The following is a 23081-nucleotide window of genomic DNA, read 5'->3' as shown; positions in this document are numbered from 1 at the left end:
GAAGGTGGAGGTTTTTATGACGATTTATTTTTATAGCAATCGCGAAGAACCTTACGGGTGTTTCTCAAATTTTTCGAGACATGGTGTGTTGTTAGATGGTCGATGGTGGCCGACAACAGAACATTACTTCCAGGCTCAGAAATTCATAGAAACCGATCCAAGCTGGGCCGACAAAATTGGCAATGCGAAAGCACCCAAGGATGCGGCTGTGATGGGTCGAAACCGAAGCCATCCCCTTCGTCCTGATTGGGAACAGGTCAAAGATGACATTATGCATCGAGCCGTGCTCACTAAATTTCGCACACATGCGGATATCCAAGCTATTTTGCTAGGGACTGACAATGAGACATTGGTTGAAAATGCTCCTGGAGATTACTATTGGGGGTGTGGAAAAGATGGCAGCGGTCTGAACAAATTAGGTCAAATTTTAGAAGTTGTGAGGTCAACAATTCGAGCAACAGCTTAGCAAGGGAGTGTCGCCTAGAGGATGGGCATCGATCTTCTAACTCGATCTGTGTAGGTTCAAATCCTACCACTCCTGCCACTGCAAACAATGGGCCTGTAGCTTAACTGGAAAAGCATCTGCCTTGCAAGCAGAAAGATGTCGGTACTCTAGCGAGAAGGCTTACGCCTACAATTCCGACCAGTGTCCACCCAATAATCTCTTCGAATTTATTATGTTGGCCGAATCCGAAGTGGACGAGGAGCTGGTCTGTGAAACCAGTGTTAGCGGGTTCAAGCCCCGTCGGTCAACCCAAGGGGAGGTAGCCTAAATTGGACAAGGCAGCCGTAAAAACGTTGGAAGACGGTTCCCATCAGGACGACCAGGTTTACCAAAGTAGGGTTCATAGTTGCATCGCGACGTTTCCCGAAAACCGTAAACGGATAACAGGTTGCAGAAGCACTGAAAGGAATTCATTGTCCGAGATGGGGGAAGTTCCCATCTGCCTGCGGGTAGTAAGGAAGCGCGTTTCCTGAAAGTTATCGTTGGTCGATGCGGGTTCGAGTCCCGTCCTCTCCATTAGTTGTTATCGTTGGAGGCCGAAATGGCCCATATTCGGTTGAAAGTCTTACCTGGCATGGGTGTAATAAAAAATGCCCAGAAGGAAAAGCCTTACATAAGATTGTTATTGAGTTTGCATTATGAGCGAACATCGACTGAGTGAAATTGTGATTGAGCGTCCCCGAGGTGGGATGCGTATTAGTTCTAAAAAACTCAAAGGATATCGCAAAGAGCTGGAGCAGATTACGCGGGTAGCAACCGAAGATGGGTTGCTGAGCCCATATCTGATTAAGCCACGACGGAAATCGAAGTGGTTATCGGATCATCTAGGACCGTTGCGTAAGTTGTTGCAATCGCAAGTGGGTCAACCCTGGGACCAGGTGTATAGTCGTCTCTGTCGTGATCTTAATCCTCGTACCATGGCTGGTCAGCATGTGATTGATCACCTTTGGGATTTTGTAGAACAGCATGTGGAAATTATTGATGGTCTACCGTATGCCAACAATAATCGTTGGTCCTGGCGTGGCGAACGGCCTTCTTTAGCAGACAGCTATGGAACAAAATTCTATGTGCACCCTGAAACGGGATTGCTGTGTGTGGCTCCCCTGACGTGCCGTAGATTGGAACCTACCCCCCCTAAACGTGAGATTGAAATCAGTGCTTATGAACAGTATCGTCAAATAAAGAATATCTGGTATCGCATTACCTTTGAGGTACTATCATCTTCCTTTGTCTGGGATATGTTACTCAAAGAGACAATTGATGCCAAAAAAGCTTTGCGAACATATGGTCGAAGGATCTACGCTGCAAAGAAACGTCAGTGTAGTAAGCGAGACCTGAAAAAAGTTCGTGACTTACTCTCTTAGATGGAGAACCTGAGGGCTTAGTTATGAGTTTTGGATTTAGCATTGTGGGTCTTACATTTAGCTTTATGCCATGCACCTTAACCGCACACCTAATACCCAATAACTAATAACTTCTAGCCCATGCTTTTATTGGCGACCACGTTATTTTGGGGCAGTGAAGAATCTATAGAAACTGTAGACAAGCAGCCATAGATAATGAAATGCTCAAACAGAGAGCTATCTGGAAGCAATTCTATGGACCGTGAATCCCTACTAAAATTTCCTCGTTATGCGTTCTATACGGTTTTAGTATGTGGTTTATTGTATATCCTGATTCCGATGGATCCCCCTGCACTGCAGGGTTCTATTCTTAAGATTGTTATCCAGCAGCTGACACTATTAATAGTTATAGCTCTTTTTTTAGAGCGTGCCCTAGAGGTATACAAGCTTTCATATTTATCACCGGAGAAAGAGCGATTAGCTGTTCAGGTAGAGCAGATGCAGCTAGAGCTTCAGGGGCTATTCGCTCAGGCTGAGGCGAGTTCGAAGAGCGTAGTTATTGAAGCAACTCAGCTGCGTTTATTTAATGCAGAGGAAAAGCTTCGGGTTTATAGAACCTACATGCGCCAGAATCTTTTGCGAGTGGCTATTATTTTTGGAGCGCTGATTAGTTTAGTGGGTGTGCGATCTCTAGAAAATGCATTCAACTTTCCAGTACCAGAGTCTGTGTTGGAGATCTTTCGCTTCTATTTGTTTCGAGTGTTGGATGTCATATTAACAGCCGGTTTAATTGCTGGAGGCAGTGAGGGCATCCATAACGTTATTAAAAAACTCGGTAGCCTTTTTCCGGACGTTCCGCAGAAAATTGTGGAATTTGTCCAGGCAATTAAGCAAGATCCCGTATAGCTTGGGATATCCGTTAGGAATTCACACCGGGGTCACTGTTAAAGATATTCAGGAGGTGACCCCATGGTAAGTATCCATCAGCTACTGAATCACTTAATCGAGACTGAACAGACTGTTAGTCAATCAGACTTTTTAGCCCCCTGTGTACGCCAGGGCTATTTGCGTACCCGTGTGAACGGATTGGTGTATACATTTACATTAAAGGGATGGCCTTTTGAAGGTTGGGGACTGTTTCGCCCGACGACCTATGAGACTGTTACCTTGGTTAAGGAAGCAGGAGTACCTGAGATAGCGCAATATTTACGGCGATTGCAGCCGTTTCGATTTTATTTAGTGCATCGGTTATATCATCGTAGCTGGTTAGCTTATCCAATTAATGAAGCTGATGTGCACCGGCAGCTAGGGGAAGTGAGGCCTGTGGTGGTGCATTTGGTGACTGATGCGTTTGCCTTTGATCAGGTGATTGCTCGCTGGGATGGCAATGCTTTCTGGTTTGAGCAGGGAGAGCGGTCAGCAGAGCATGCAATCTCACCCTACCTTTGTCAATCGCTTGCTGAGGGTACTGCGCCCGATGAGCTGCATATGGCAGGCTTAACCCCAGAGGCTCTTACGGCCTATAGCTTAGCGATTAAAACTGGCGATGGTAATTTGCAACATTGTCAGGAGCAAGGAGACTTTTGGTCAGCTCATTGGACTACGGCGGATGGTGAGTCTCATACGAGTACCCTTGCTAAGGATGATCTAGCGGTGATTAGTGCGGGAATTTGCCTGAGGGATTGCGATCGCGACTATGACTTGCAATCCTTGGTGGGGATTTCTGCGCAGACCTAGGGGTGTGGCGTAAGCAGGGCATGATGCTTTTGGGACAATGGTCAGGCCTAACCGCTCCCACGATCTGCCATGGGCTGAGGCTGTAAATTCATAGATCAGGTTTAGTTTTGCAACACTGGAAATTCTAATGGCTGAGGCGTTTCCATCGATGTTTTCGGTTTGTCAACCGGGCCAATGCCTGCCCGGTCCAAAATTTCTGGAATCAGATCTTCGCGACGAATGGCCATAATATGCACACCCTGGCACAGACTTTGAGCCAGTTTGATTTGCTCAGCCGCGATCGCAATTCCTTCTTGCAAGGGTTCTTTCGCTGTGGCCAGACGGTTGATAATGTCATCTGGAATGTGAACGCCAGGCACATTGCGATTTAGAAAAGCTGCATTCTTAGCCGACTTGAGCAGGAAGATGCCAGCCAAAATGGGCTTTTGGGCCTGGGCTGCAATCTGGGTCATAAACTTTTCTAGACGCTCAAAGTCAGAGATTAGCTGGCTTTGGAAAAATTGGGCACCAGCTTCGACCTTACGCTCAAAGCGCTTTTGTAAGCCAGACCAGCTGGGGCTCTGGGGATCAATGGCGGCTCCGGCAAAAATGTTCAGGGGACCGTCGGGTAATTTTTTCTCGTTGAGGTCAATCCCCCGGTTGAGCTGGCCAATGGTTCGCAACAGCCGCACAGATTCGAGATCAAAAACGCTTCGCGCTTTAGGGTGGTCGCCCGCTTTAACGGGGTCACCGGTTAAGGCTAAAACATTGTGAATGCCCAGGGCATGGGCTCCCATCAGATCAGCCTGGAGGGCAATGCGGTTGCGATCGCGACAGGCCATCTGACAAATGGGTTCAACATCCGCTTGCTTAAGCAATACTGCCGAGGCTAGCGAGGACATCCGCAACACGGCCCGGCTGCCATCGGTGATATTGACACCGTGCACCCGTCCTTTTAGCAGCTGCGCCATTTTGATCATGTGGCTGGGGTTTCCGCCCTTGGGGGGCATCACCTCGGCGGTAATGATAAATTTATGGTTTGCGATCGCAGACCGCAACAGCGAAGGGGCTGAATGGAAGCCGTTAGATGTGCTCATCGAAAAAAATTATTTAAGCAAGATTGTAGAGAGATAGAACATCGCTCCCCTGGGAAATGCTTCACCTGGGGAATAGTCAACAGATGTCCAGTGGATATCCTCCATGGTACGGGACAGTGGGACAGTAATCTTTATAGCGGTTTTGAATAGCCTAACGCGTCCTTAACCTTAGCTAAGGTGCTATTGGCAATAACTGTAGCCTTCTCATTACCCTTTTTGAGCACCGATTCAAGATAGCTACGATCATCCATCAGGGCCTGGTACTTTTCTTGAATTGGCTGTAGGGCTGCGATCGCAGTTTCCGTTAATAACGGCTTAAACTGACCCCAACCCATATCGGCGCATTCCTCTGCTACGGCTGCTTTTTCTTGACCCGATAACAGCATATACAGCGTCAGTAAGTTATTACATTCGGGACGCTCTGGGTTACCAAATTCCAACCCACGCATGGGGTCAGTCTTACATTTTTTGATCTTCTTCTTAATCAAATCAGGGGTATCGCCAATTTCAATGCGGCTAAGTTCAGATGGGTCTGACTTGGACATTTTCTTAGTGCCATCGGTTAAACTCATGACCCGTGCTCCATCAGTACGAATCAAGGCATCGGGCACGTTGAGTACCGGTTCTTTTTTCTTGCCAAACTGATGGTTTAGTCTGACCGCGATATCGCGGGTAAGCTCAATATGCTGCTTTTGATCTTCACCAACGGGCACCAGGTCGGGTTCGTACAACAAAATGTCTGCAGACTGTAGTACCGGATAATCCAGCAATCCGACACTAACGTTTTCTCCCTGCTTGACAGCCTTTTCCTTAAACTGAATCATCCGTTCCAACCAGTTTAGGGGGGTGATGCAGTTGAACAGCCAAGCCAGTTCACTATGGGCACTGATGTGGGATTGCACAAAGACCGTTGAGCGCTCTGGATCAATGCCGCAGGCCAAGTAAGCCGCCGCGACTTTATAGGTATTTTCTGCCAGCAGTTTTGGATCGTGGGGAACGGTGATGGCATGCAGGTCGGCCAAAAATAAGAAGCAATCATACTCATCCTGCATCTCTACCCAGTTACGAATTGCGCCGAGATAGTTCCCCAAGTGCAAGTTGCCAGTGGTTTGAATGCCTGAAAGGATACGCTTTTTAGTCATGGATGAGGGGATGGAGAAAATTGCGGTTCTGATCCGTGGGTAGTCTTTGGCAGGACAAGACTTAAATGTCTACGACCAAGATAAAGGGGGTACCCAACATTAGAATGTCGTCAGCTTGACCTAGCATCAAGCACTTCTGAAAGATTCTATAAGACCACCGAGGGTTTCAGGCATAGAAATTCAGCTTTGGGTCTGAGGGAAGCTTTGGTTGCTCAAATGTTGGTGTCTAGCTCGACGCTAAGATCTTGATGTGGAATGTAGGCAAACGTTCAGCCACATCGCTTAGTCAACACTCCGTTACCTAGTCAAACAAATGTAAAAATTTTATGTAGTTTATCGTTTGCCCTTGACAGTTGACGGATTTTTTACTTTTTCTGGTGAGTACGGCTGAGCGTTGGCTCATGCTGAACGTATAGTTGTTGAAAACTCTATGTATCCATTGTTTTCGCTGTAACTGTTCAATTTATAAGACGCTAATGACCCCTATATCACCCATGCACTTACCAACACAAGAGTACGTATTTGCGAATACCTGGTAAAAATTCCTGATAAGTATCTAGTTAAATTTGCTGATGCTTTTTAGTTACTTTGCAAAGATTATGTGAACAATGTTGCCTAAAAAATACGCACGCATGTGGATAATCACCACGATTCTAGACGGTGGCGATATAGAAGAAGCCATTATTAAAGCAATGGCTATGAATGCCAAGCGCCCAAGCCATCTCCCTCCCCAAGGGTTTTTGCTGGCGATGTTGGCCAGGATCAGTAAGGCGAGGCCAGAAGTTCAGGAGTCGATTGAGGTTCCCGTGGTTGAAGGGGGGCAAGCGCCTTAATCTTAGGTTCTACAAGAATTCCAGGTAACTGACGACGTATCCTTTAGGTTCCTTTTTGTGACTGGGTTTGGTAAAAAACTTACTTTGTGGAGCTAGATCTCGTAGCCGCTCAGCCATGGATTCTAAGGTGTCTTTTACTTGCTGGCTGTAGCCTTCTTTGGCTCTCAGTTTTGTTTCTATACCCATCCATTCGGCGACCGCCATCATTTGTTCTGGCGTCAGCGAGTTGAGCAGTACCTGCTCGCTGGAATGAAGAGGGGGCTCTGTACGCATAGTTCAAGGGGAAATTAACGGGGGATTAAGATTAAGTCTAGTTTTTTGAGTCGTTATGTTTGGAAAAATAGGAAGAATGTACGTAAAAAGTACAGTAAAACTACGCAAATTATGTACTTAGGATGTTGCTAATCTTTGCATTTGCCAACAATAAATCCCCGATAGCTGACCGCATATAGCTATTGGGGATTTTGTTTGTTAGATGACAAGATCCAAAGCTTGTGACTCATCCAGGCTAGTGACCAGACCATATCAGGATGCCTATAGCCTTCTTCAAACCGATGCTCTAATTCGGATAATAGCCAGGTTGCTACCAGGGCTAACTGTTGCGAATCTAACGATTGGATTAACTGCTGTTCTGCCAGGTTTTTAGGTTCTTGATTTACCATGCTCGTGGATACTTTAGATTTCTTGGATTTTCAGCGTCTGATATTTTCCTTACAACTCAGGTTGTAGTGATTTCTGAATTATCATGGGAAACTGCCTATCAGTTTTCCAGCACCCATGGCCAAGTGGACTCTCAAAACAGAATTTACCTTTGATGCTGCGCACTTCATCAAAGACTATGACGGCCCCTGCGGACGTATGCATGGCCACACCTATCGAGTTCGTATGGAAGCGGCTGCCGCTAAGCTCCACAGCTCTGAATATTGTCCCCATGAGGTGATGGTGACAGATTTTCGGACCCTGCGTTGGGCTAAACGCGATGTGGAAAAAGGGGGGCTGGATCATTGCCTACTCAATGAGGTGCTGCCGGAGGGGTATGAAACGACCGCTGAGATGATTGCCAAATACATCTACGACAAGACCTGTAAGTCGCTACCTGTCGGGGTCACTTTAAAGGTGGCGGTGTCCGAAACTCCCGATTCTTGGGTTGAATACGATGAGGGTGCATGATGCTGAGCGAACTAACCTTGTCTCCTACGGCAGATATTGCCGAAACTACTTACCCGATAGTTGAAACCTTTCACTCTGTGCAAGGCGAAGGAACCTGGTGCGGGGCCAGCGCATTTTTTATTCGTTTGGCTGGGTGTGATGTGGGCTGCCCCTGGTGTGATACCAAAATTTCCTGGAGCACCAAGCCCCATCCGCAGCAGACCATGGGTGAGTTGGTCAAACAGGCGCACACAGCCCAGCCCTTCATGGTGGTCATTACTGGGGGCGAACCCCTGATGCACGATCTGGCCCCCCTCACCCAGGCACTGCGACAGGCAGGGTTACGCATTCATCTAGAAACCTCAGGGGCCCATCCCTTTAGCGGTGAGTTTGACTGGGTCTCATTGTCTCCGAAACGCTTTAAGCCACCCCAGTCCAGTATCTATGCCCAGGCAGATGAACTGAAAGTGGTGATTAGCACCGAAGACGATCTGATTTGGGCTCAAGAGCAAGCGGCCCAGGTGCCGGTGACCACCATTAAGCTACTGCAGCCGGAATGGACCAGTGACCATAGTCAGCGGCTGGTATTTGACTATGTCAAACGGCATTCTGGCTGGCGTATGAGCTTGCAAACCCACAAATTCTTGGGAGTTAGGTAGGAGTAGGGGAGATGAGATGAAAAAGGCCGTTGTTTTACTCTCCGGTGGGTTAGATTCTGCCACTGTCGCTGCCCAAGCGATCGCAGATGGCTATGGCGTCATTGCCCTATCGTTTCGCTATGGTCAGCGCCACAGTCGCGAGTTAGTGGCGGCTAAGGTAATTGCCAGTCATCTAGGGATTAACCAGCATTTCATTGTGGATGTGAATCTGTCCCAGTGGGGGGGCTCTTCCCTTACGGATACTCAGCAAACGTTGCCTCAAGATGGGGTGGCACCGGATGTGATTCCATCTACCTATGTGCCAGGGCGCAATACGGTGTTTATTTCCCTGGCCCTATCGCTGGCTGAAGCTCAAGGGGCTGAAGCGATTTATCTAGGGATCAACGCGGTGGACTATTCAGGATATCCAGACTGTCGACCTGAGTATCTAGAAGCATTTCAAACCCTGGCAAATTTGTCGTCAAAGGTGGGTGTAGAGGGAACCCCGATTACGCTGAAGGCACCTTTAGTGATGGATTCTAAAGTTGATATTGTGAAGCGGGCGGTGGCGCTAAAGGTGCCAATTCCCCAAACCTGGTCTTGTTATGCCGGTGGAGATACCCCCTGCGGAAAATGTGATTCCTGCCGCATTCGCGATCAGGCCCTGATTGAAGCAGGCTATCCCCAGTGGACCAGCCCCTCGTAGGTTGGGTTGAGCTCCCCCACAATTCCCCTCGCCTCTGCCCGAACCTATCATGGGAAACCCAACAAGCGATATCCCTCGCCTCTGACCAAGCCCAATCAACGCAAAACCCAACAAGGCCAACGAAATATCACAATGTCGATTTGTTGGGTTTCGCGGGCTCAACCCAACCTACAATGATGAATTCTGCACTACTTGCGCTATGACGGATCACCCTACAAAACCTATCCACGTTATTGGCGGTGGCCTTGCCGGTACTGAGGCCACCTGGCAAATTGCCCAGGCAGGAATTCCCGTGGTGCTCCACGAAATGCGTCCGGTCAAGCTCAGTCCGGCCCATCACTCAGAGCATGTGGCAGAGCTGGTGTGCAGTAACTCCTTTGGGGCCAAGGCCACCGATCGCGCGTCAGGATTGCTGCATGAGGAGCTACGACAGCTCGGCTCAGTGGTGATTGCCCGGGCTGATGAACATGCGGTCCCTGCCGGCGGTGCCCTGGCGGTGGATCGGGGCGTCTTTAGTCGCGACTTGACAGAAACATTAGAGCAGCATCCATTAATTGAGTTGCGTCGTCATGAGGTCACAGCTATTCCGACCGATGGCCCGGTGGTGCTGACCACAGGGCCACTGACCAGCGACGCCCTGGCGGCGGACCTGCGCCAGTTTACAGGCCAGGACTACATGAGCTTTTTTGATGCGGCCAGCCCAATTGTGGTAGGCGAGTCCATCAATCGCGATGTTGCGTTTATGGCCTCCCGCTATGACCGTGGTGAGGCGGCCTATCTCAACTGCCCCATGAATAAGGAGGAGTACCTGGCGTTTTGGACAGCCTTATGTGCGGCAGAACAGGCAGAACTAAAGGACTTTGAGCAGGAAACGGCAAAGTTTTTCGAGGGCTGTTTGCCCATTGAGGAAATGGGACGTCGCGGTGAAGACACCATGCGCTATGGGCCTCTAAAGCCTGTCGGTTTGTTTGATACTCAGCGTTATGGTGCGTTTGATGCACCGGAAAATAAAACTAAAAAACCCTATGCGGTGGTGCAGCTGCGCCAGGAAGATAAAGGTGGTCAGCTGTGGAATATGGTTGGGTTTCAGACAAATCTGCGCTGGGGCGAACAAAAGCGAGTATTTCGCATGATTCCAGGTCTGGAGAATGCTGAATTTGTCCGCATGGGGGTGATGCATCGCAACACCTTTATCAATTCACCGGAACTGTTGAGCAGTGCGCTGCAGTTTCATCAGCGGGCCAACTTGTTTGCAGCCGGTCAGCTGGTGGGAACTGAAGGGTACACAGCCGCCTGTGCAGGGGGCTGGTTAGCGGGCACCAATGCCGCTCGGTCTGTGTTGGGGCTGCCCCTGGTGTCGCTGCCGGTGACGACAATGATGGGGGCGCTGTTTGACTTTATTAGCTCTGCAGAACCTAAGCATTTTCAGCCGATGCCGCCAAACTTTGGTATTTTTCCAGCATTACCCCAGCGGATTCGTAATAAGCGAGAACGGTATGGGAAATATCGCGATCGCAGCTTCTCCGATCTCCACACCTGGGCCGAGGCTAATCAAATTCACTTAAAGAAACCGATACTGGCAACAGCATAGGAGGGGGATAGGCTCACCCAACACCAGACAATGGGCAAACCCCAATTCATTCTGTTGTTTTTAGATGGTCTAGGTTTAGGCACCCCTGGACCCCATAACCCTGTGAGTAATCCTGCCGCGATGCCCCACTGGCAATCCCTGTGCAGCCAACCCTTGCTGGCTGGGGCCTATGCCCAACGCCCTAACCTATTGCTCAAACCCATAGACGCCACCCTGGGGGTGCCAGGACTTCCCCAGAGTGCCACCGGACAAACCACCATTTACACAGGCCACAATGCCGCTAAGTTTCGCGGGAAGCACCAGACCGGTTTTGCCAATGGCTCCCTGCGTCAGCTGATTGAACCCTATGGGTTGTTCAAACAGGTACTCGCCCTGGGAGAAACAGCCACCCTAGCGAATCTCTATTCTCCAGCTTACTTTGAAGCCATTGCTCAGCGGCGATGGCGCTATTCCGTCTGTACGCTGTTGAATATGACCGCAGGGCTGCCGTTTCGTATGCAGTACGAATATGAAGCAGGAGAAGCAATTTTTTGGGATATTACGGGAGAAATCGCCAGCTCTCGGGGTGTGGCTACACCACCCATTACCCCTGAGGTGGCGGGTAACTATCTAGCAGCACTGGGCAACAGCCATAGCGTCACCTTGTTTGAGTGCTATCTCAGCGACTATGCAGGCCATGCCCAACACTATGACCGAGCCGTAACCGTATTGCAGCGGATTGATCGGTTCCTGGCTGCCGTCATTGCAGCCTTAGCCGCAGATGCAACACTCATTGTGGTCAGTGACCATGGCAATGTAGAAGACTTATCTACAAAATGCCATACCCTCAATGCCGTACCGTTATGGGTGGTTGGCCCTGCGGCTAACAAATTTAGTCATGTGGATGATCTCACAGATATTACACCCACTATTTTGGATTGTCTGAGTCATGCGATTGCAGTGAGAGAGAATTAAATTAATGCAGGAATGGTTGGGTCGCTTTCCTGTAGGTACTTGTTAACGACCGTTAATAGTATTTCAGGATTGATGGGTTTAGATAAATAATCCGCAGCATCTGGAGAAACACCATGATTCTGCGCTGCTGTTGAAGTCTGTAAAATGATGGGCATTTTCCTGGGGTTAGAATTTTGTCTGATGGCCTCAATCATTCGCCAACCATTCATATCCAATATCATTGGATCCAGGATGATCAGGTCAGGTAAGAGCTGATCGGCCATTTTTGCCCCCTTGCGACTATTGTGGGTTAAAACAACAAAAAAACCTTGACTAACTAGAGTTTTCCAAATCAACTCACAGGTTGTTGTATCCTCATCGATAACCAATACACATCCCGAACAGGGTGCTTTTATTAAAGAGAAATTGAAAATGTCAGCGGTCGATTCTGGGCTATGTCCATTGGTATGTGGGGGCGGACTGGTGGATTCTATGGTTGGCTCAGTTATAATTTTGTCCGATAAGGGGCGGGTGATTTCCTGAATAGTTTTCGGGATTTGTATCGTGAATGTTGTGCCTTTGCCAACTTCACTTTGGACATTGACGTTACCTCCCATCATCTGGACAAATCGTTTAGTGATCGTGAGCCCAAGTCCGGTGCCACCATATTTTCGGGTGGTTGAAGAATCTGCTTGAGAAAAAGCATTAAAGACTTTTTGTAACTGCTCTGGCATCATGCCAATACCCGTATCTTGGATGCAAAAGTCTATGTAGCTGTTATTGTCAGTCTGGGTTGAAGTCACATTGACGGTAATGGTGCCATTTTGAGTGAATTTACTGGCATTACTCAACAGGTTAAAGAGACTTTGTCGGACCTTAACTGGGTCTGCATGCATCTTGTCAATATCATCTGAATATTGAATCTTTAAAGTATTGTTATTCTTTGCGATCATCGGCTGCATTGTTGCGGCTACATCCTGCACCAAAGGTTTGATGTTAAATGTTTCTAAATACATCTCCATGCGACCAGCTTCCACTTTAGAGAGATCTAGAACATCGTTGATCAGGCCCAAGAGATGTTTGCCAGCACCATGAATCTTTTGTAGTTCAGGGATAAAGCCATCTTGACCCAAATCCTCTGCATCTTCCTCAAGCATTTCGCTATAACCGATAATAGCGTTGAGCGGTGTGCGTAGCTCATGGCTCATATTGGCAAGAAATTCACTTTTGGCCTGGCTGGCTTCTTCCGCTTTTAGACGCTCTACTTCTGCTTTTAGACGCTCTGCTTCTGCTTTTTTCTGGGCTTCGTGAGCTTTTCTTAGGGCTTCATCATTGGCTTCAAGGCTCAGGGCCAGTTGAAACTCGGCCTTCTTATGGGTGCTGATATCTTTCCAAAATATCGAAAGCCCATCCATGCTGGGGCTAAGGCGGAACTCAAGCCAGCGAGACTTCAAGATGAGACGAGCCTCAAATGTCACCGTAGACTGTTGATTACACGCTTCTTTGTAGTAATGTTCCTGGTCTTTGCCAAGCTCTGGTGGTAATGCACTCCAGAGTGTTTGGCCGATGAGTTCGTCTGGTGACTTGTCTAAATCTTTTGCGGCATGGGCATTAGCATAGGTTATGACCCACTGATTATCGACATCGATAAAGGCATCATCCAGGCTCTCGGATAGAAAATTGGTGATTTTTTCAGCTTTATGGGATTGTTGCTTTTTCAGCTTGAAATAGATAGGAACCCCCACCATGCCGATGCTCCATAGCAGAGCGGCTAGTTGAAACAGTTTAGCCCTGGTATGGGCTTTAGAGTAAGCGTCTTCATAGGTATTAGATAGATTCTGTAACTGTTGTGTGGTGGGTAATGCTAATAGCGATTGGCTAAGCTGATCGATCTGAGGTTTCTGTTCTAAGATAATACGGGAGTAATTGAGCACCCTCTCGGCGGTGGCGCGATCGCGAACATTGCCAGCATCCACCAACGCCTGCAACTGGTCAATTTGGCCCTGAAGTTCAGTGAGTGATACCTCGCTTGGCGCAAAAGTATAGATCACGATCTGTTCGAGCAGGTCTGTGACAGCGGGATAAGTCTGTTTTCCCACCTTTTCAGAACCTGCTGTCTTAATGTCTTTATTTAAGGTGAGTAGGGCCGATAGCGTATCTTTTATAACTAAGTTCTGTGCTTGAAACTGTTCTGCAAGTTCAGCTTTTGCAGTGACACTGTCGCCATAGTCATCCAAAATTCCTTGCAGTTGCTGACTGCTCCGATTGCTCAGAAAGTTAGGAATATTTTGAAGCTCACCGTGCAGTTTATCTATCTGCTTTAATTCTTGGGCGAGTTCCTTAGAAGACGGTTGTAGCGATTGTCGGTTTTTAAGAACAGTTTCGTTGACACTTAAATCCTGTTGAAGTTGCTCCGATAGATGCCCTTGATAGAGCACATGGGGGGCACCATTAACTGAACGCCCTTTTACTAGCAACCCTATCCAAACTAGCAGTGCGCCAATTGCAGCTGACAGTATGATTGGTTTGTATTTCATACTCCATTCCCTAGGAGACTAATGAGCAGCGAGCATGGGGGTACAGAGTCCTAATCAATTCCTTTTGTTTCAGAATATGGACAAATGGACACTGGAACATGATTTTGGCTGCTTAAGCATGAACTGGCAAGCGCCTACTGTGAGGATCGGACTTGATGGGAATTACTTTAATTAGTGGTGATTGTGGTAAATACAAATATAAATACATACGACCCTGATAAATATCTGGAAAGAATCAAGAATACATAGATAAAACCCTATATTTACCCTTTTATTTGAGAAAATGTGCCGCTTGCTTAAGATTGTGAAGAGTCTAAGATTTTTTGTAGATCTGGGGAACAAATATAAATATTAAGTAACCGTCCCAGAAAATATGTTGGCTGAATGTTGGCTGAGCGAAGTCGAAGCCAACCCCCACGAAAAAGTCCCCTTCGACTCCGCTCAGGGGACGCTTATCCGCTCAGGGGACGCTTACAAAATGAGAGGCATTGGTTGATCAGATCAGGGGACGCTTACAAAATGAGAGGCATTGGTTGATCAGAAACTCATCGGCCAATGCCATTGCACCTATCTGATGTTGTTATGCGATGGTGATGTCATTGTCTAGATAGACATCTTGAATTAAGTGAAACAGTTTGATTCCTTCTTTGAAATCTCTCTGAAATGTCTTACGTCCAGAAATAAGTCCGCAACCACCGGCTCGTTTATTAATGACTGCAGTCCGCACGGCCTCAGCAAAGTCATTTTCCCCTGATGCACCGCCTGAGTTAATTAACCCAGCACGACCGGCATAGCAGTTGAGTACTTGGTAGCGAGTTAAGTCGATGGGGTGCTCCGTAGTCAGTTCTGAATAGACTAAATCGTGGGTTTTGCCATATTTTTCGCCGGTTGCCTGGGTAACTGCTTTATAGCCACCGTTGTTGAGCGGTAGCTTCTGCTTGATAATATCGGCTTCAATGGTGACGCCCAGGTGGTTTGCCTGCCCAGTCAGGTCAGCGGAGAGGTGATAGTCCTGATCTTGTTTAAAGACGCTGCTACGCAGGTAGCACCATAAGATTGTTGCTAAACCTAGCTCATGGGCGCGGGCAAAGGCCTTGCTAACGTCTTGAATCTGTTTTGCCGCCCCAGGTGAGCCAAAATAGATGGTTGCGCCAACGGCAACGGCTCCCAGATTCCAGGCTTGTTCCACAGAGGCAAACATCAGCTGGTCAAACTGGTTAGGGTAGGTGAGTAGTTCGTTGTGGTTAAGCTTGACGATAAAGGGAATCTTGTGGGCATATTTGCGGGATGTCATGCCCAGGACACCCAGGGTAGTGGCAACGGCGTTGCAGCTGCCTGCGATCGCAAGCTCAATAATATTTTGTGGGTCAAAATAAATGGGATTGGGCGCAAACGAGGCCGCTCCTGAATGCTCGATGCCTTGATCTACAGGCAAAATTGACAGGTAGCCTGTATTTGCAAGGCGTCCAGTACTATATAGCTGCTGTAAGCTCCGCAATACCTGTGGGTTGCGATCGGTCTGGGTAAAAATGCGATCTACCCAGTCAGCTCCAGGCAGATGTAGTTGACTTTTAGGAACTTTAGCTGTGTAGCCCAGCAGATCATCAGCTTCTGGACCCAGCCACTCAGCAATGGACGGGGATGACGAGGTTACAACCATGGTTATTTCACCGCGTACGATACCAAATCAGTTATGTCCCACGTTAACGTGACCCTCTAGATTTGAGATATAGGCCAGATTAGAATTGTCTTAAAAGTTGTTTACTATTGCGCTGAGCTGGCTGTTGATTAAAAAGTTACATTTGGAAATATCTAGGTGACAATTTATCAGGCTGCATCGGTACCCGATCAAGAGCGCTCTAATGAGGTAGATAAATGTATCGTCAATTACTAGCTAGCCTGGGGTGTCTGGGGCTAGCGGCCTGTAGCCATGTCTCAGCCCAAGAAATCACTTCCAGCACTCCGATGTTAGCGATAACGCGTTTATCTCTGGATACTTCCCTGGCAGAAGCAGGTTTCCCGGCGAATATTGATGGTGCGATCGCTACTGCATCCTTGCCCAGTCTCAATGATGAAACGCTGCCCTATGAGCTACTGCAAGTGCGTAAATACCATGGTGATGAAGTTGTCGCAGCATCTGGGGAGCAGTGGTGGAGCCTATTTGTCACCGATGATGGGTTTGAGTTGTTGCCGACAACCATTACTGTCAATACGATCCGAGATGGCATTCTGGATATGGAAGGAGATGAGTTTACAGGTAAGGAGATTGTCACCGATAACGATGCGATGTCAATGTTTCTGGTCAAAGGCCCAGACTTTTTAACCTCTGGCATGGTTAAAACAGTTTTTGCCGGATCCGTCACGGTTCCTAGACATTTACCACAGCAAGATCATCTGTCTTCGTTAAGCGTTGTTCTAAATGCCGATGAATCATCAAAAATACCCATTCACTATCGATTTCAATTGACTGAGGTTGACTCAGCAGACACGCTACAGACTATTTTGACGTTTTCTGAGGATGGGGAGGGCAAGAAGCAAGAATATCGATTGGAAAACTGTTGTGATTGGACTGGACCTAGTTTGCTTTGGGCTGGAGATTTAGATCGCGATGGCAGGCTTGATTTTTTGTTAGATACTTCTCGCCACTATAACGTTTCTGAACCTACACTCTTTCTCTCCTCATTAGCCCGAGAAGGGGAAATTGCTCGTCCAGTTGCGAGGAGGCATTCGGTCGGAGGTTAGTTGGCACACTAAAGTAAATGTTGAAGAGACGTTCCATGGAACGTCTGTACATCCAAAATATGGAAGTTGATTGATTTTGCTGCCTAAGTAATCAGACACAGATTTTGCGATAATTGGTGAGGCAATGATGATTCACTTAAAATTGGAGAACTATTAATAGATAGGCACTTCATGAGCGATGAGCTGTACACACTTGCCTATCTCACTCAATACCCTAAAATCAACCAGATTCTTCAGGGTGTGATCGGCGTATTTGAAAAAGTTTTTTTAGGGCGGATTCGAGGCTATTACTTGCAGGGCAGCTTTGGGAACCGGAGCACAGTCACTAACAGCGATCTCGATATGTATGTCATCTTCAAAGAGAACTTTAGCAGTTCGGGGGAAGCTATGACAGCGTTGAGCGTAAGTCGCTCCTGTGCTCAAATCAGTCCATTACTTTTGGAAATCAAACCTGGAGCTGAGCTTGATCTTTATCGGGTTGAACATGCAGGAATTGCCTTGAATTTCAAATATTCAACCCAGTTCCTTTACGGTGAGGATATTCGTGCCCAAATCCCTACTTTTACTTCCGATGCCTGGGTATGGTGGGCTATGAAAGCACCTCAGGCGTCCTTGAGAGTCACACGGTCGGCAAAGGTTTTGATTTTTCCTTTGCAACAACCAGATACTCAAGCAGAGTTTTATGGTTACGAGCGCCAAACAATTCCCAATGCCGACGGCGTTGACCGTCAAAGTAGTAAATGGTTAGTTGCGACTGTGGGATGGATCGCAACCGCGCTGGTAGCCCACCGAACAAAACAGTATGTCGGCAGTAAGGGAGAAGCAGTGCAATTATATAAAACACAAATCAATGATCAGTGGACAACCCTAGTCGAGCAGGTATATGAACAATGTCGAAATTGTTGGCACTATCTCATCCCTGAAGGAGAAGCAGACCGACAGATATTGCAATCACTATGTCAGGATGCCCTTGATTTCAGCAACCATTACTTAACTATCTATCGCAATTTTGTGTTGCATACGTTAAGTGAAGGAATGTCTCAGCAACAGCTTCTTGCTACTGAGAATCTTGCTCAAGTGATTTATCCAGACGATCAAGAAATTGTCAATGCCTTAGAGAAATTACAAAAATCGAACCACGAGAAACTTAGAAAAGCAGCTTGTAAAACTGAATATACAATCAAGCAGATTTTAGATGTAAAGTAATAAGTTCATGATGTTGGTAGCAGTAGTTATGATAAAACTGCAAAACTTTGGGAGGTAGAAAAGTGTCAGCGACGACCGTATTGCAAAGCTTTGGGATATTACATGCAAGAAGTTTTGCAAACTTTTCATGGTTATGACAGCGATATTCCTACTGTTGTATTTGCCGAAGGAGACAGATCTCTCATAGGCCAGCAATAAAAAAATCCAGCTTACAGACGTCTGAAACCCTTGATTTTTCGTTCAGCTCTGCCTCCTAAGAGAGATTCTGATCGGCTGAAACGACGCAAACTCGTTTTGAATTTGGAATTGCTGCTCATAGGCATTGAAGTGAATCAGTTACCCAAGCATCCTGCTTAAGTCTGGGTAGTAAGCTATTCTGCTAATGGTGAAACCATCGCTACAGCAAGCGATGATGGTGTCGTTAGGATCTGGGCTACTGATGACTGATATCAAGCGTCAAGTAATAGCAATGGGTGGAGGTGGGTTCTCTATGGAACCTGAGAACCCACTCCTTGATCAATATGTTGTTAAGCAAGCTCGTCAAACTAAGCCATCTGTTTGTTTTCTGCCTCATGCTACAGATGATGCCATCCGTTACACTTTCAAATTTTTTAAGGCATTTACGCAGCTAGACGTAAACCCTACCCATTTGTCCTTATTCGGTTCTGAGATAGTAGACCTTGAATCATTCCTGATAGAGCAAGATATTATCTATGTGGGTGGAGGCAACACAAAAAGCATGATGGCATTATGGCGTGAGTGGGAATTGGATAAGTTCCTACGTAACGCCTATGAAAATGGCACAGTTTTGGCCGGTGTCAGCGCAGGTGCAAACTGTTGGTTTGACCAGTGCAGTACAGATTCGCTCCCTGGTCAGTTTACTGTTTTGCCATGTTTAGGAATTATCCGTGGAAGCTTTTGTCCTCATTATGATGGAGAGACTGAGCGACGACCTTCTCTACATCAGTTGTTAAGTGAAGATAAGATCACGAGTGGGTATGCAGCAGATGATGGAGCAGCAGTCCATTTTATTGATGGTGAGTTTGCTTGTGCGGTTAGTTCACGCCCTCACGCTAAAGTTTATAAAGTTGCTAACGTGGATGGGCAGATTATAGAGGAAGAGATCGAAACACAATATCTAGACGCCTAGAAGATCAGGATACGGGCATCAACTGAAGCTAGGAAACCTAGGCTAGGTTAGGTTTCCGGTATCAGAATCAAGTCCCTCACCGGCACCTGATACCTGACTAATATCCTTGGGAAAACGTCCCGCTTTAGGTTGATCGCCCGCTATTGGTACTCCGCCCCTTGATATTGCGATCGCACTCTTTACATTTGAGTTAGACCCATGGCCAACTGCCTGCATGGTCAGTCTCAAAACTATTGACGGTAAAAAAGTTGATTCAGCTGTATGCATTAATGGCAAATGTTTGCCGTATAAGAGCCTGAGCATACCAAATGGAAGGCTTTTCTCACCAGCGATGGATAAGGCGCTTACTTACCGACCTTTGAACGTAACAGATACACGTGAAGTCAGTGAATTGGTGGCTCGTGGTTTCAATGAGTTTGTTGCCCCGGAATGTTCATCTGAAGGGGTTCAAGAGTTTTACCGCTATATTCAGTCGAATGCCTTTCGAACACGTGCTCAAACCAATCATTTCAGCCTCATCACTTTGGATCAAGACAAGATTGTGGGGGTGATTGAAATGCGAGACCATAATCATATTTCCTTGCTTTTCGTCACGCCAGAGTTTCAGCGTCGGGGAATTGCCAAAGAACTTCTGCGCCAGGCTTTGCAGATTTGCCGAGCCAACGAGCCAACGCTTTCAGAAATCAGCGTAAATTCGTCGTCGTATGCAGTGCCGATTTACGAGAAGTTGGGCTTTCGTGCAGCCGGGGAGAGACAAGTCAAAAACGGTATTGGCTTCATCCCTATGGTGCTGAAACTGCCAAATAGGCATGACAGCTAACATAGTCTCTGATGCTCACAGCTAAAGATTCCGCAAAATAGTGTCAATGAATTGACTCCAAATAGTTGGACAACTACTAACCTTAAACTTTAGTCAGAGTGCCGATGATGATCAGGGAAGCAACTCGAACTGATGTACCTGCCATTGCCAGAGTTCATGTAGATACTTGGCGAACAACCTATCAAGGTATTGTGCCAGATCAGCATTTAGCGAAGTTATCTTATGAGCGTCGAGTCAATAGCTGGTCTCAAATTTTGAATCGTGCTTCGGAAGATGGCACCTTTACTTACGTTGCTGAGGAAGAAGTTGGTGAAATTGTTGGCTTTGCAAGCGGAGGGGTAGAGCGTACCAATGATCCTGTATATGCAGGTGAGCTGATGGCCATTTACATTCTAGAAGGCTATCAAAGTAAGGGAATCGGGCATTGCTTAGTGCAGACAGTTGCGGAAAGGCTCCATCTGTTGGGAATTAATTCTATGCTGGTATGGGTTTTGCTCGATAACCCTGCGTGTCAATTTTATGCTGCACTGGGAGGTACTCCAGTGCATGAAAAAGCACTTGAAATTGGCGGAAAATCGTTGATTGAGGTGGCTTATGGTTGGACGGATATAGGAAATCTTAGAAGATTTGATTAGCTCAACAATCCCGTTGAATCTCTACCAATAGAGTCCCTTGGTTGGTTCATACAGTTGTTAGCGCAGGTTGTTATGCCGCTTTCCTGGATACGAAAACATTACGATAAGCTATGAGTCCCCATGAAGATGCATACCACAAATTGTACTGTTATACGCTTGCACACAGTGATCCATCGTTTATTCATCAGCATGTGGTTGATGCTTTTGGTGCACAAAATGCATCTGAGAATGATCGGTCCATCGGATTGACGTTTGCTCTGGTTGGCTTGTATTTGCATGTCGAGAAGGGATTCACAGGCAAACAGATTCAGCAGGCCCATGCGAAGCTTGCCCGCAATAAAATTCAATGGCCAGTCTTTCAAATCCCAAAGGACCGTGGTGAAATCAATGCTACCGATGCCCTAATGGCAGTAGCAGGGGTAGAACGCGATCAAATGATTCACAATTGGTGTGCTTCAGTCTGGAAGACGTTTGCGGTAAACCGAGAATTGGTCGATAGTCTTCTGCAAAGTGCCGATATTCTGTGAATGAGCTACCAAGGGATAATTGACGTATATAACTACTGTACCCGTAATGAGATCTGATTTTGTGTCTGTGCTTGAGGAGCTTGACCTGATGGCGAGGCTTCAAGCATTTCAACCATTTGTTATTGGCACTCCGCCCCTTGGTATTGCGATCTCATCCAGCGATATTGACATAGCATGTTATGCGCCAGACTTAGACCATTTCATAGCAAGCGTTACCGCCAAGTTTGGCAATTTATCTGGCTTCAAAACCAAAGCAATCAGTGCACAGGGCAAACCGGCTGTATGTGCTGTTTTCCAGTCCCATGGATGGCAAATCGAACTCTTTTGTCAATCTGTTCCGACTAGTCAACAATGGGGAGTAAAACACTTTTTGATTGAACGCAGATTGCTAGAAACGGAACCTCGTCTAAAAAGCGTAGTCAAAAAGCTAAAGCAAGACGGCATGAAAACAGAACCTGCCTTTGCCTTTGCGTTAGGGTTAGAGGGTGATCCATATAAGGCTTTATTAGCACTTGAGATAAAAACTGATGCTGAAATCTCAGACTTGGTCTCATTTAAGGCAGATGCCATCAAAGCCTAACGACTACCTTTGGGGTCAAGGGCATCTCGCAGCCCATCGCCCAGTAGGTTAAAGGCCAGAACGGTCAGAGTAATAAACAACCCTGGAAAAACAATGGTCCAGGGGGCTGAGAGGGAATAGCCACCCTTAAACGCATCGGATAACATTGTGCCCAGTTCTGGTGTAGGGGGCTGAGCGCCTAACCCTAAAAAACCTAAACCGGCAGCTTCTAAAGTAGAGGTGCCAATGGCCAATGTTGCCTGTACTACGAGGGGGGCTAAGCTGGCGGGCAATATGTGCAAGAAAACAATTCGGGGTGACTTAGCGCCAAATGCCCGAACAGTTTGGATAAATTCTTGTTCCCGTAGTGAGAGCACCATGCTACGGGTCAGGCGTATAAACTTGGGTACCTGAACAACGCCAACGGCAAACATGACGCTGAGGACACTAGGGCCAGTGACGGTGACGACTGCGATCGCAAGCAAAATTGACGGAAACGCTAGCAGTACATCCGTGATCCAGCCAATCACCGTTTCGACCCACCCCCGAAAGTAACCGGCTGATAACCCTAGCGTCACCCCGATCAATAAACCAATCAGAACCGACACCAGGCCAATCACCAGCGATGTCCTGAGACCGTACCAGACTAGGGTGAGAATGTCCCGTCCCAGACCATCCGCTCCAAACCAGTGCTCTAAGCTAGGCCCCTGTAACCGAATGGCATAGTTGCGATCGGAGGCCGGATCGTAGGGATTGAGCACCGGAGCTAATAGGGCAGCCAGCACAATAGAAATTGTGATGCCTAGACCAATGAGTCCAGAGGTTGATTCCAAGAATCGCTGCACGGCACGATTTTTGAGGAATTTGGGAATGCGTCTAGTGGCGGTAACGGGCGTCATGATGGTGGGATAAAACAGGGGGTTGGTACAAAAAAACTGATGGAAATGTCTCTACTTGTATTGAATTCTGGGGTCTAGGAAGGCGTAGGAAATATCCACAATCAAGTTCACCAAGACAAAAACAAAGGCCACAAATATAACACCACCTTGGACTACTGGGTAGTCGCGCTGCAAAATGCCCTCATAAATCCATTTGCCAATACCGGGCCAAGAGAAAATTGTTTCTGTTAAAATTGCTCCCCCTAAAAGGGTGCCAAACTCCAAACCCACAATTGTAACCACAGGCAGCATGGCATTTTTTAGGGCGTGTTTACCAATGACAAACAGTTCTACCAACCCCTTAGCCCTAGCTG

The 23081-nt window shown here is 47.2% G+C and carries 26 protein-coding genes, 2 tRNA genes and 1 pseudogene; 20 read left to right on the top strand and 9 right to left on the bottom strand.

Annotated elements, in window-relative coordinates:
- Nucleotides 1–16 precede the first annotated feature (16 nt).
- From ybiA to DXZ20_RS19070, 6 genes are all read left to right on the top strand, one after another.
- Nucleotides 17–466: a riboflavin biosynthesis intermediates N-glycosidase gene (ybiA, locus tag DXZ20_RS19095; RefSeq protein WP_163699904.1), complete on the top strand. Its 450-nt coding sequence runs from the start codon at nt 17–19 to the stop codon at nt 464–466.
- Nucleotides 467–469: 3 nt separating this feature from the next.
- Nucleotides 470–544 (top strand) — tRNA-Arg (locus DXZ20_RS19090).
- A 136-nt stretch (nt 545–680) separates the two neighbouring features.
- Nucleotides 681–757 (top strand) — tRNA-His (locus tag DXZ20_RS19085).
- 386 nt (nt 758–1143) lie between these two features.
- Nucleotides 1144–1869, top strand: coding sequence for a hypothetical protein (locus DXZ20_RS19080; RefSeq protein ID WP_163699902.1), 726 nt, complete (start codon nt 1144–1146; stop codon nt 1867–1869).
- 234 nt (nt 1870–2103) lie between these two features.
- Nucleotides 2104–2754: a hypothetical protein gene (locus DXZ20_RS19075; protein ID WP_163699901.1), complete on the top strand. Its 651-nt coding sequence runs from the start codon at nt 2104–2106 to the stop codon at nt 2752–2754.
- Nucleotides 2755–2817: 63 nt separating this feature from the next.
- Entirely contained in the window at nt 2818–3585 is a 768-nt protein-coding gene (locus DXZ20_RS19070) for a hypothetical protein (RefSeq protein ID WP_163671167.1), read from the top strand.
- Nucleotides 3586–3686: 101 nt separating this feature from the next.
- On the opposite strand, the gene DXZ20_RS19065 is transcribed toward DXZ20_RS19070, so the two are convergent.
- Both DXZ20_RS19065 and trpS read right to left on the bottom strand, forming a co-directional pair.
- The gene (locus DXZ20_RS19065; protein WP_163699899.1) at nt 3687–4661 is read right to left on the bottom strand and encodes a methylenetetrahydrofolate reductase; all 975 of its coding nucleotides are present in this window, start codon (nt 4659–4661) and stop codon (nt 3687–3689) included.
- A 131-nt stretch (nt 4662–4792) separates the two neighbouring features.
- Nucleotides 4793–5803, bottom strand: a complete 1011-nt coding sequence (gene trpS / locus DXZ20_RS19060) for a tryptophan--tRNA ligase (protein WP_163699897.1) — start codon at nt 5801–5803, stop codon at nt 4793–4795.
- 608 nt (nt 5804–6411) lie between these two features.
- Between trpS and DXZ20_RS19055 the strand changes: the two genes are divergently transcribed.
- On the top strand, nt 6412–6636 hold the full coding sequence (locus DXZ20_RS19055; protein ID WP_006518826.1) for a hypothetical protein: 225 nt from the start codon (nt 6412–6414) through the stop codon (nt 6634–6636).
- Between the two features lie 9 nt (nt 6637–6645).
- On the opposite strand, the gene DXZ20_RS19050 is transcribed toward DXZ20_RS19055, so the two are convergent.
- Both DXZ20_RS19050 and DXZ20_RS19045 read right to left on the bottom strand, forming a co-directional pair.
- Nucleotides 6646–6909: a hypothetical protein gene (locus DXZ20_RS19050; RefSeq protein WP_163699895.1), complete on the bottom strand. Its 264-nt coding sequence runs from the start codon at nt 6907–6909 to the stop codon at nt 6646–6648.
- 179 nt (nt 6910–7088) lie between these two features.
- Complete coding sequence (locus DXZ20_RS19045; RefSeq protein ID WP_163671163.1) at nt 7089–7298, bottom strand: hypothetical protein; 210 nt, start codon at nt 7296–7298, stop codon at nt 7089–7091.
- A gap of 115 nt (nt 7299–7413) precedes the next feature.
- On the opposite strand from DXZ20_RS19045, the gene DXZ20_RS19040 reads away from it, so the two are divergent.
- From DXZ20_RS19040 to DXZ20_RS19020, 5 genes are all read left to right on the top strand, one after another.
- Nucleotides 7414–7806, top strand: coding sequence for a 6-pyruvoyl trahydropterin synthase family protein (locus DXZ20_RS19040; protein ID WP_163699893.1), 393 nt, complete (start codon nt 7414–7416; stop codon nt 7804–7806).
- Nucleotides 7806–8444 (top strand): 7-carboxy-7-deazaguanine synthase QueE, encoded by a 639-nt coding sequence (locus DXZ20_RS19035; RefSeq protein ID WP_163703546.1) that lies wholly within the window; start codon nt 7806–7808, stop codon nt 8442–8444. The genes DXZ20_RS19040 and DXZ20_RS19035 overlap by 1 nt, the downstream gene beginning before the upstream one ends.
- A gap of 16 nt (nt 8445–8460) precedes the next feature.
- Complete coding sequence (queC, locus tag DXZ20_RS19030; RefSeq protein WP_163699891.1) at nt 8461–9129, top strand: 7-cyano-7-deazaguanine synthase QueC; 669 nt, start codon at nt 8461–8463, stop codon at nt 9127–9129.
- 199 nt (nt 9130–9328) lie between these two features.
- The gene (trmFO, locus tag DXZ20_RS19025; protein WP_163699889.1) at nt 9329–10720 is read left to right on the top strand and encodes an FADH(2)-oxidizing methylenetetrahydrofolate--tRNA-(uracil(54)-C(5))-methyltransferase TrmFO; all 1392 of its coding nucleotides are present in this window, start codon (nt 9329–9331) and stop codon (nt 10718–10720) included.
- A gap of 30 nt (nt 10721–10750) precedes the next feature.
- On the top strand, nt 10751–11674 hold the full coding sequence (locus DXZ20_RS19020; protein ID WP_163699887.1) for an alkaline phosphatase family protein: 924 nt from the start codon (nt 10751–10753) through the stop codon (nt 11672–11674).
- Here DXZ20_RS19020 and DXZ20_RS19015 read toward each other — a convergent pair.
- Nucleotides 11671–14190 carry a DAHL domain-containing protein gene (locus DXZ20_RS19015; RefSeq protein WP_163699885.1) on the bottom strand — a complete coding sequence of 840 codons (2520 nt, stop codon included), beginning with the start codon at nt 14188–14190 and terminating at the stop codon, nt 11671–11673. The two genes, DXZ20_RS19020 and DXZ20_RS19015, sit on opposite strands and share 4 nt — an antisense overlap.
- Nucleotides 14191–14770: 580 nt before the next feature.
- Entirely contained in the window at nt 14771–15850 is a 1080-nt protein-coding gene (locus DXZ20_RS19010) for a class I fructose-bisphosphate aldolase (protein WP_163699884.1), read from the bottom strand.
- A 215-nt stretch (nt 15851–16065) separates the two neighbouring features.
- On the opposite strand from DXZ20_RS19010, the gene DXZ20_RS19005 reads away from it, so the two are divergent.
- The 4 genes and pseudogenes from DXZ20_RS19005 to DXZ20_RS18995 all read left to right on the top strand — a co-directional run bounded on the left by DXZ20_RS19005 (nt 16066) and on the right by DXZ20_RS18995 (nt 19288).
- A complete protein-coding gene (locus DXZ20_RS19005) occupies nt 16066–16932 on the top strand; it encodes a hypothetical protein (protein ID WP_163699882.1) in 867 nt (288 codons plus the stop codon).
- 171 nt (nt 16933–17103) lie between these two features.
- Nucleotides 17104–18138, top strand: a complete 1035-nt coding sequence (locus tag DXZ20_RS19000; RefSeq protein WP_163699880.1) for a hypothetical protein — start codon at nt 17104–17106, stop codon at nt 18136–18138.
- A 366-nt stretch (nt 18139–18504) separates the two neighbouring features.
- Nucleotides 18505–18585, top strand: a pseudogene (locus tag DXZ20_RS38760) (WD40 repeat domain-containing protein); the annotation flags it as partial.
- Nucleotides 18578–19288 (top strand): Type 1 glutamine amidotransferase-like domain-containing protein, encoded by a 711-nt coding sequence (locus tag DXZ20_RS18995; protein WP_250565833.1) that lies wholly within the window; start codon nt 18578–18580, stop codon nt 19286–19288. The pseudogene DXZ20_RS38760 and the gene DXZ20_RS18995, both read left to right, overlap by 8 nt.
- Before the next feature lie 42 nt (nt 19289–19330).
- Here DXZ20_RS18995 and DXZ20_RS18990 read toward each other — a convergent pair whose 3' ends face one another.
- Nucleotides 19331–19504, bottom strand: a complete 174-nt coding sequence (locus tag DXZ20_RS18990) for a hypothetical protein (protein ID WP_163699878.1) — start codon at nt 19502–19504, stop codon at nt 19331–19333.
- Between DXZ20_RS18990 and DXZ20_RS18985 the strand changes: the two genes are divergently transcribed.
- The 4 genes from DXZ20_RS18985 to DXZ20_RS18970 all read left to right on the top strand — a co-directional run bounded on the left by DXZ20_RS18985 (nt 19503) and on the right by DXZ20_RS18970 (nt 21850).
- Nucleotides 19503–20108 carry a GNAT family N-acetyltransferase gene (locus DXZ20_RS18985; protein WP_163699876.1) on the top strand — a complete coding sequence of 202 codons (606 nt, stop codon included), beginning with the start codon at nt 19503–19505 and terminating at the stop codon, nt 20106–20108. The two genes, DXZ20_RS18990 and DXZ20_RS18985, sit on opposite strands and share 2 nt — an antisense overlap.
- 104 nt (nt 20109–20212) lie before the next feature.
- Nucleotides 20213–20743 (top strand): GNAT family N-acetyltransferase, encoded by a 531-nt coding sequence (locus DXZ20_RS18980; RefSeq protein ID WP_163699874.1) that lies wholly within the window; start codon nt 20213–20215, stop codon nt 20741–20743.
- Nucleotides 20744–20853: 110 nt separating this feature from the next.
- Nucleotides 20854–21270, top strand: coding sequence for a DUF5946 family protein (locus tag DXZ20_RS18975; protein ID WP_163699872.1), 417 nt, complete (start codon nt 20854–20856; stop codon nt 21268–21270).
- Nucleotides 21271–21358: 88 nt separating this feature from the next.
- Complete coding sequence (locus DXZ20_RS18970; RefSeq protein ID WP_250565832.1) at nt 21359–21850, top strand: DUF4269 domain-containing protein; 492 nt, start codon at nt 21359–21361, stop codon at nt 21848–21850.
- On the opposite strand, the gene DXZ20_RS18965 is transcribed toward DXZ20_RS18970, so the two are convergent.
- Nucleotides 21847–22728: an ABC transporter permease gene (locus DXZ20_RS18965; protein WP_163699867.1), complete on the bottom strand. Its 882-nt coding sequence runs from the start codon at nt 22726–22728 to the stop codon at nt 21847–21849. The two genes, DXZ20_RS18970 and DXZ20_RS18965, sit on opposite strands and share 4 nt — an antisense overlap.
- Before the next feature lie 51 nt (nt 22729–22779).
- A partial coding sequence (locus tag DXZ20_RS18960) for an ABC transporter permease (protein ID WP_163703544.1) occupies nt 22780–23081 on the bottom strand: 302 nt, incomplete at its 5' end.

This window comes from Adonisia turfae CCMR0081 (genome assembly GCF_011009555.1).
Taxonomy (GTDB): Bacteria; Cyanobacteriota; Cyanobacteriia; order Phormidesmidales; family Phormidesmidaceae; genus Leptothoe; species Leptothoe turfae.
Note: the sequence above shows the minus strand (reverse complement) of the source record. Positions and strands in the feature narration are given on the sequence as shown.

What these genes read in the sequence shown, in the direction of transcription:
- DXZ20_RS19040 (WP_163699893.1), top strand. Translation starts at nt 7,414, where the DNA reads ATGGCCAAGTGGACTCTCAAAACAGAATTTACCTTTGATGCTGCGCAC.
- DXZ20_RS19015 (WP_163699885.1), bottom strand. Translation starts at nt 14,190, where the DNA reads ATGAAATACAAACCAATCATACTGTCAGCTGCAATTGGCGCACTGCTA.
- DXZ20_RS19075 (WP_163699901.1), top strand. Translation starts at nt 2,104, where the DNA reads ATGGACCGTGAATCCCTACTAAAATTTCCTCGTTATGCGTTCTATACG.
- DXZ20_RS18995 (WP_250565833.1), top strand. Translation starts at nt 18,578, where the DNA reads ATGACTGATATCAAGCGTCAAGTAATAGCAATGGGTGGAGGTGGGTTC.
- DXZ20_RS19080 (WP_163699902.1), top strand. Translation starts at nt 1,144, where the DNA reads ATGAGCGAACATCGACTGAGTGAAATTGTGATTGAGCGTCCCCGAGGT.
- DXZ20_RS19005 (WP_163699882.1), top strand. Translation starts at nt 16,066, where the DNA reads ATGTATCGTCAATTACTAGCTAGCCTGGGGTGTCTGGGGCTAGCGGCC.
- ybiA (WP_163699904.1), top strand. Translation starts at nt 17, where the DNA reads ATGACGATTTATTTTTATAGCAATCGCGAAGAACCTTACGGGTGTTTC.
- DXZ20_RS19020 (WP_163699887.1), top strand. Translation starts at nt 10,751, where the DNA reads ATGGGCAAACCCCAATTCATTCTGTTGTTTTTAGATGGTCTAGGTTTA.
- DXZ20_RS19010 (WP_163699884.1), bottom strand. Translation starts at nt 15,850, where the DNA reads ATGGTTGTAACCTCGTCATCCCCGTCCATTGCTGAGTGGCTGGGTCCA.
- DXZ20_RS19065 (WP_163699899.1), bottom strand. Translation starts at nt 4,661, where the DNA reads ATGAGCACATCTAACGGCTTCCATTCAGCCCCTTCGCTGTTGCGGTCT.
- trpS (WP_163699897.1), bottom strand. Translation starts at nt 5,803, where the DNA reads ATGACTAAAAAGCGTATCCTTTCAGGCATTCAAACCACTGGCAACTTG.
- DXZ20_RS19045 (WP_163671163.1), bottom strand. Translation starts at nt 7,298, where the DNA reads ATGGTAAATCAAGAACCTAAAAACCTGGCAGAACAGCAGTTAATCCAA.
- queC (WP_163699891.1), top strand. Translation starts at nt 8,461, where the DNA reads ATGAAAAAGGCCGTTGTTTTACTCTCCGGTGGGTTAGATTCTGCCACT.
- DXZ20_RS18965 (WP_163699867.1), bottom strand. Translation starts at nt 22,728, where the DNA reads ATGACGCCCGTTACCGCCACTAGACGCATTCCCAAATTCCTCAAAAAT.
- trmFO (WP_163699889.1), top strand. Translation starts at nt 9,329, where the DNA reads ATGACGGATCACCCTACAAAACCTATCCACGTTATTGGCGGTGGCCTT.
- DXZ20_RS18980 (WP_163699874.1), top strand. Translation starts at nt 20,213, where the DNA reads ATGATGATCAGGGAAGCAACTCGAACTGATGTACCTGCCATTGCCAGA.
- DXZ20_RS19035 (WP_163703546.1), top strand. Translation starts at nt 7,806, where the DNA reads ATGCTGAGCGAACTAACCTTGTCTCCTACGGCAGATATTGCCGAAACT.
- DXZ20_RS18985 (WP_163699876.1), top strand. Translation starts at nt 19,503, where the DNA reads ATGGTCAGTCTCAAAACTATTGACGGTAAAAAAGTTGATTCAGCTGTA.
- DXZ20_RS19000 (WP_163699880.1), top strand. Translation starts at nt 17,104, where the DNA reads ATGAGCGATGAGCTGTACACACTTGCCTATCTCACTCAATACCCTAAA.
- DXZ20_RS19070 (WP_163671167.1), top strand. Translation starts at nt 2,818, where the DNA reads ATGGTAAGTATCCATCAGCTACTGAATCACTTAATCGAGACTGAACAG.
- DXZ20_RS19055 (WP_006518826.1), top strand. Translation starts at nt 6,412, where the DNA reads ATGTTGCCTAAAAAATACGCACGCATGTGGATAATCACCACGATTCTA.
- DXZ20_RS18970 (WP_250565832.1), top strand. Translation starts at nt 21,359, where the DNA reads ATGGCGAGGCTTCAAGCATTTCAACCATTTGTTATTGGCACTCCGCCC.
- DXZ20_RS19050 (WP_163699895.1), bottom strand. Translation starts at nt 6,909, where the DNA reads ATGCGTACAGAGCCCCCTCTTCATTCCAGCGAGCAGGTACTGCTCAAC.
- DXZ20_RS18990 (WP_163699878.1), bottom strand. Translation starts at nt 19,504, where the DNA reads ATGCAGGCAGTTGGCCATGGGTCTAACTCAAATGTAAAGAGTGCGATC.
- DXZ20_RS18975 (WP_163699872.1), top strand. Translation starts at nt 20,854, where the DNA reads ATGAGTCCCCATGAAGATGCATACCACAAATTGTACTGTTATACGCTT.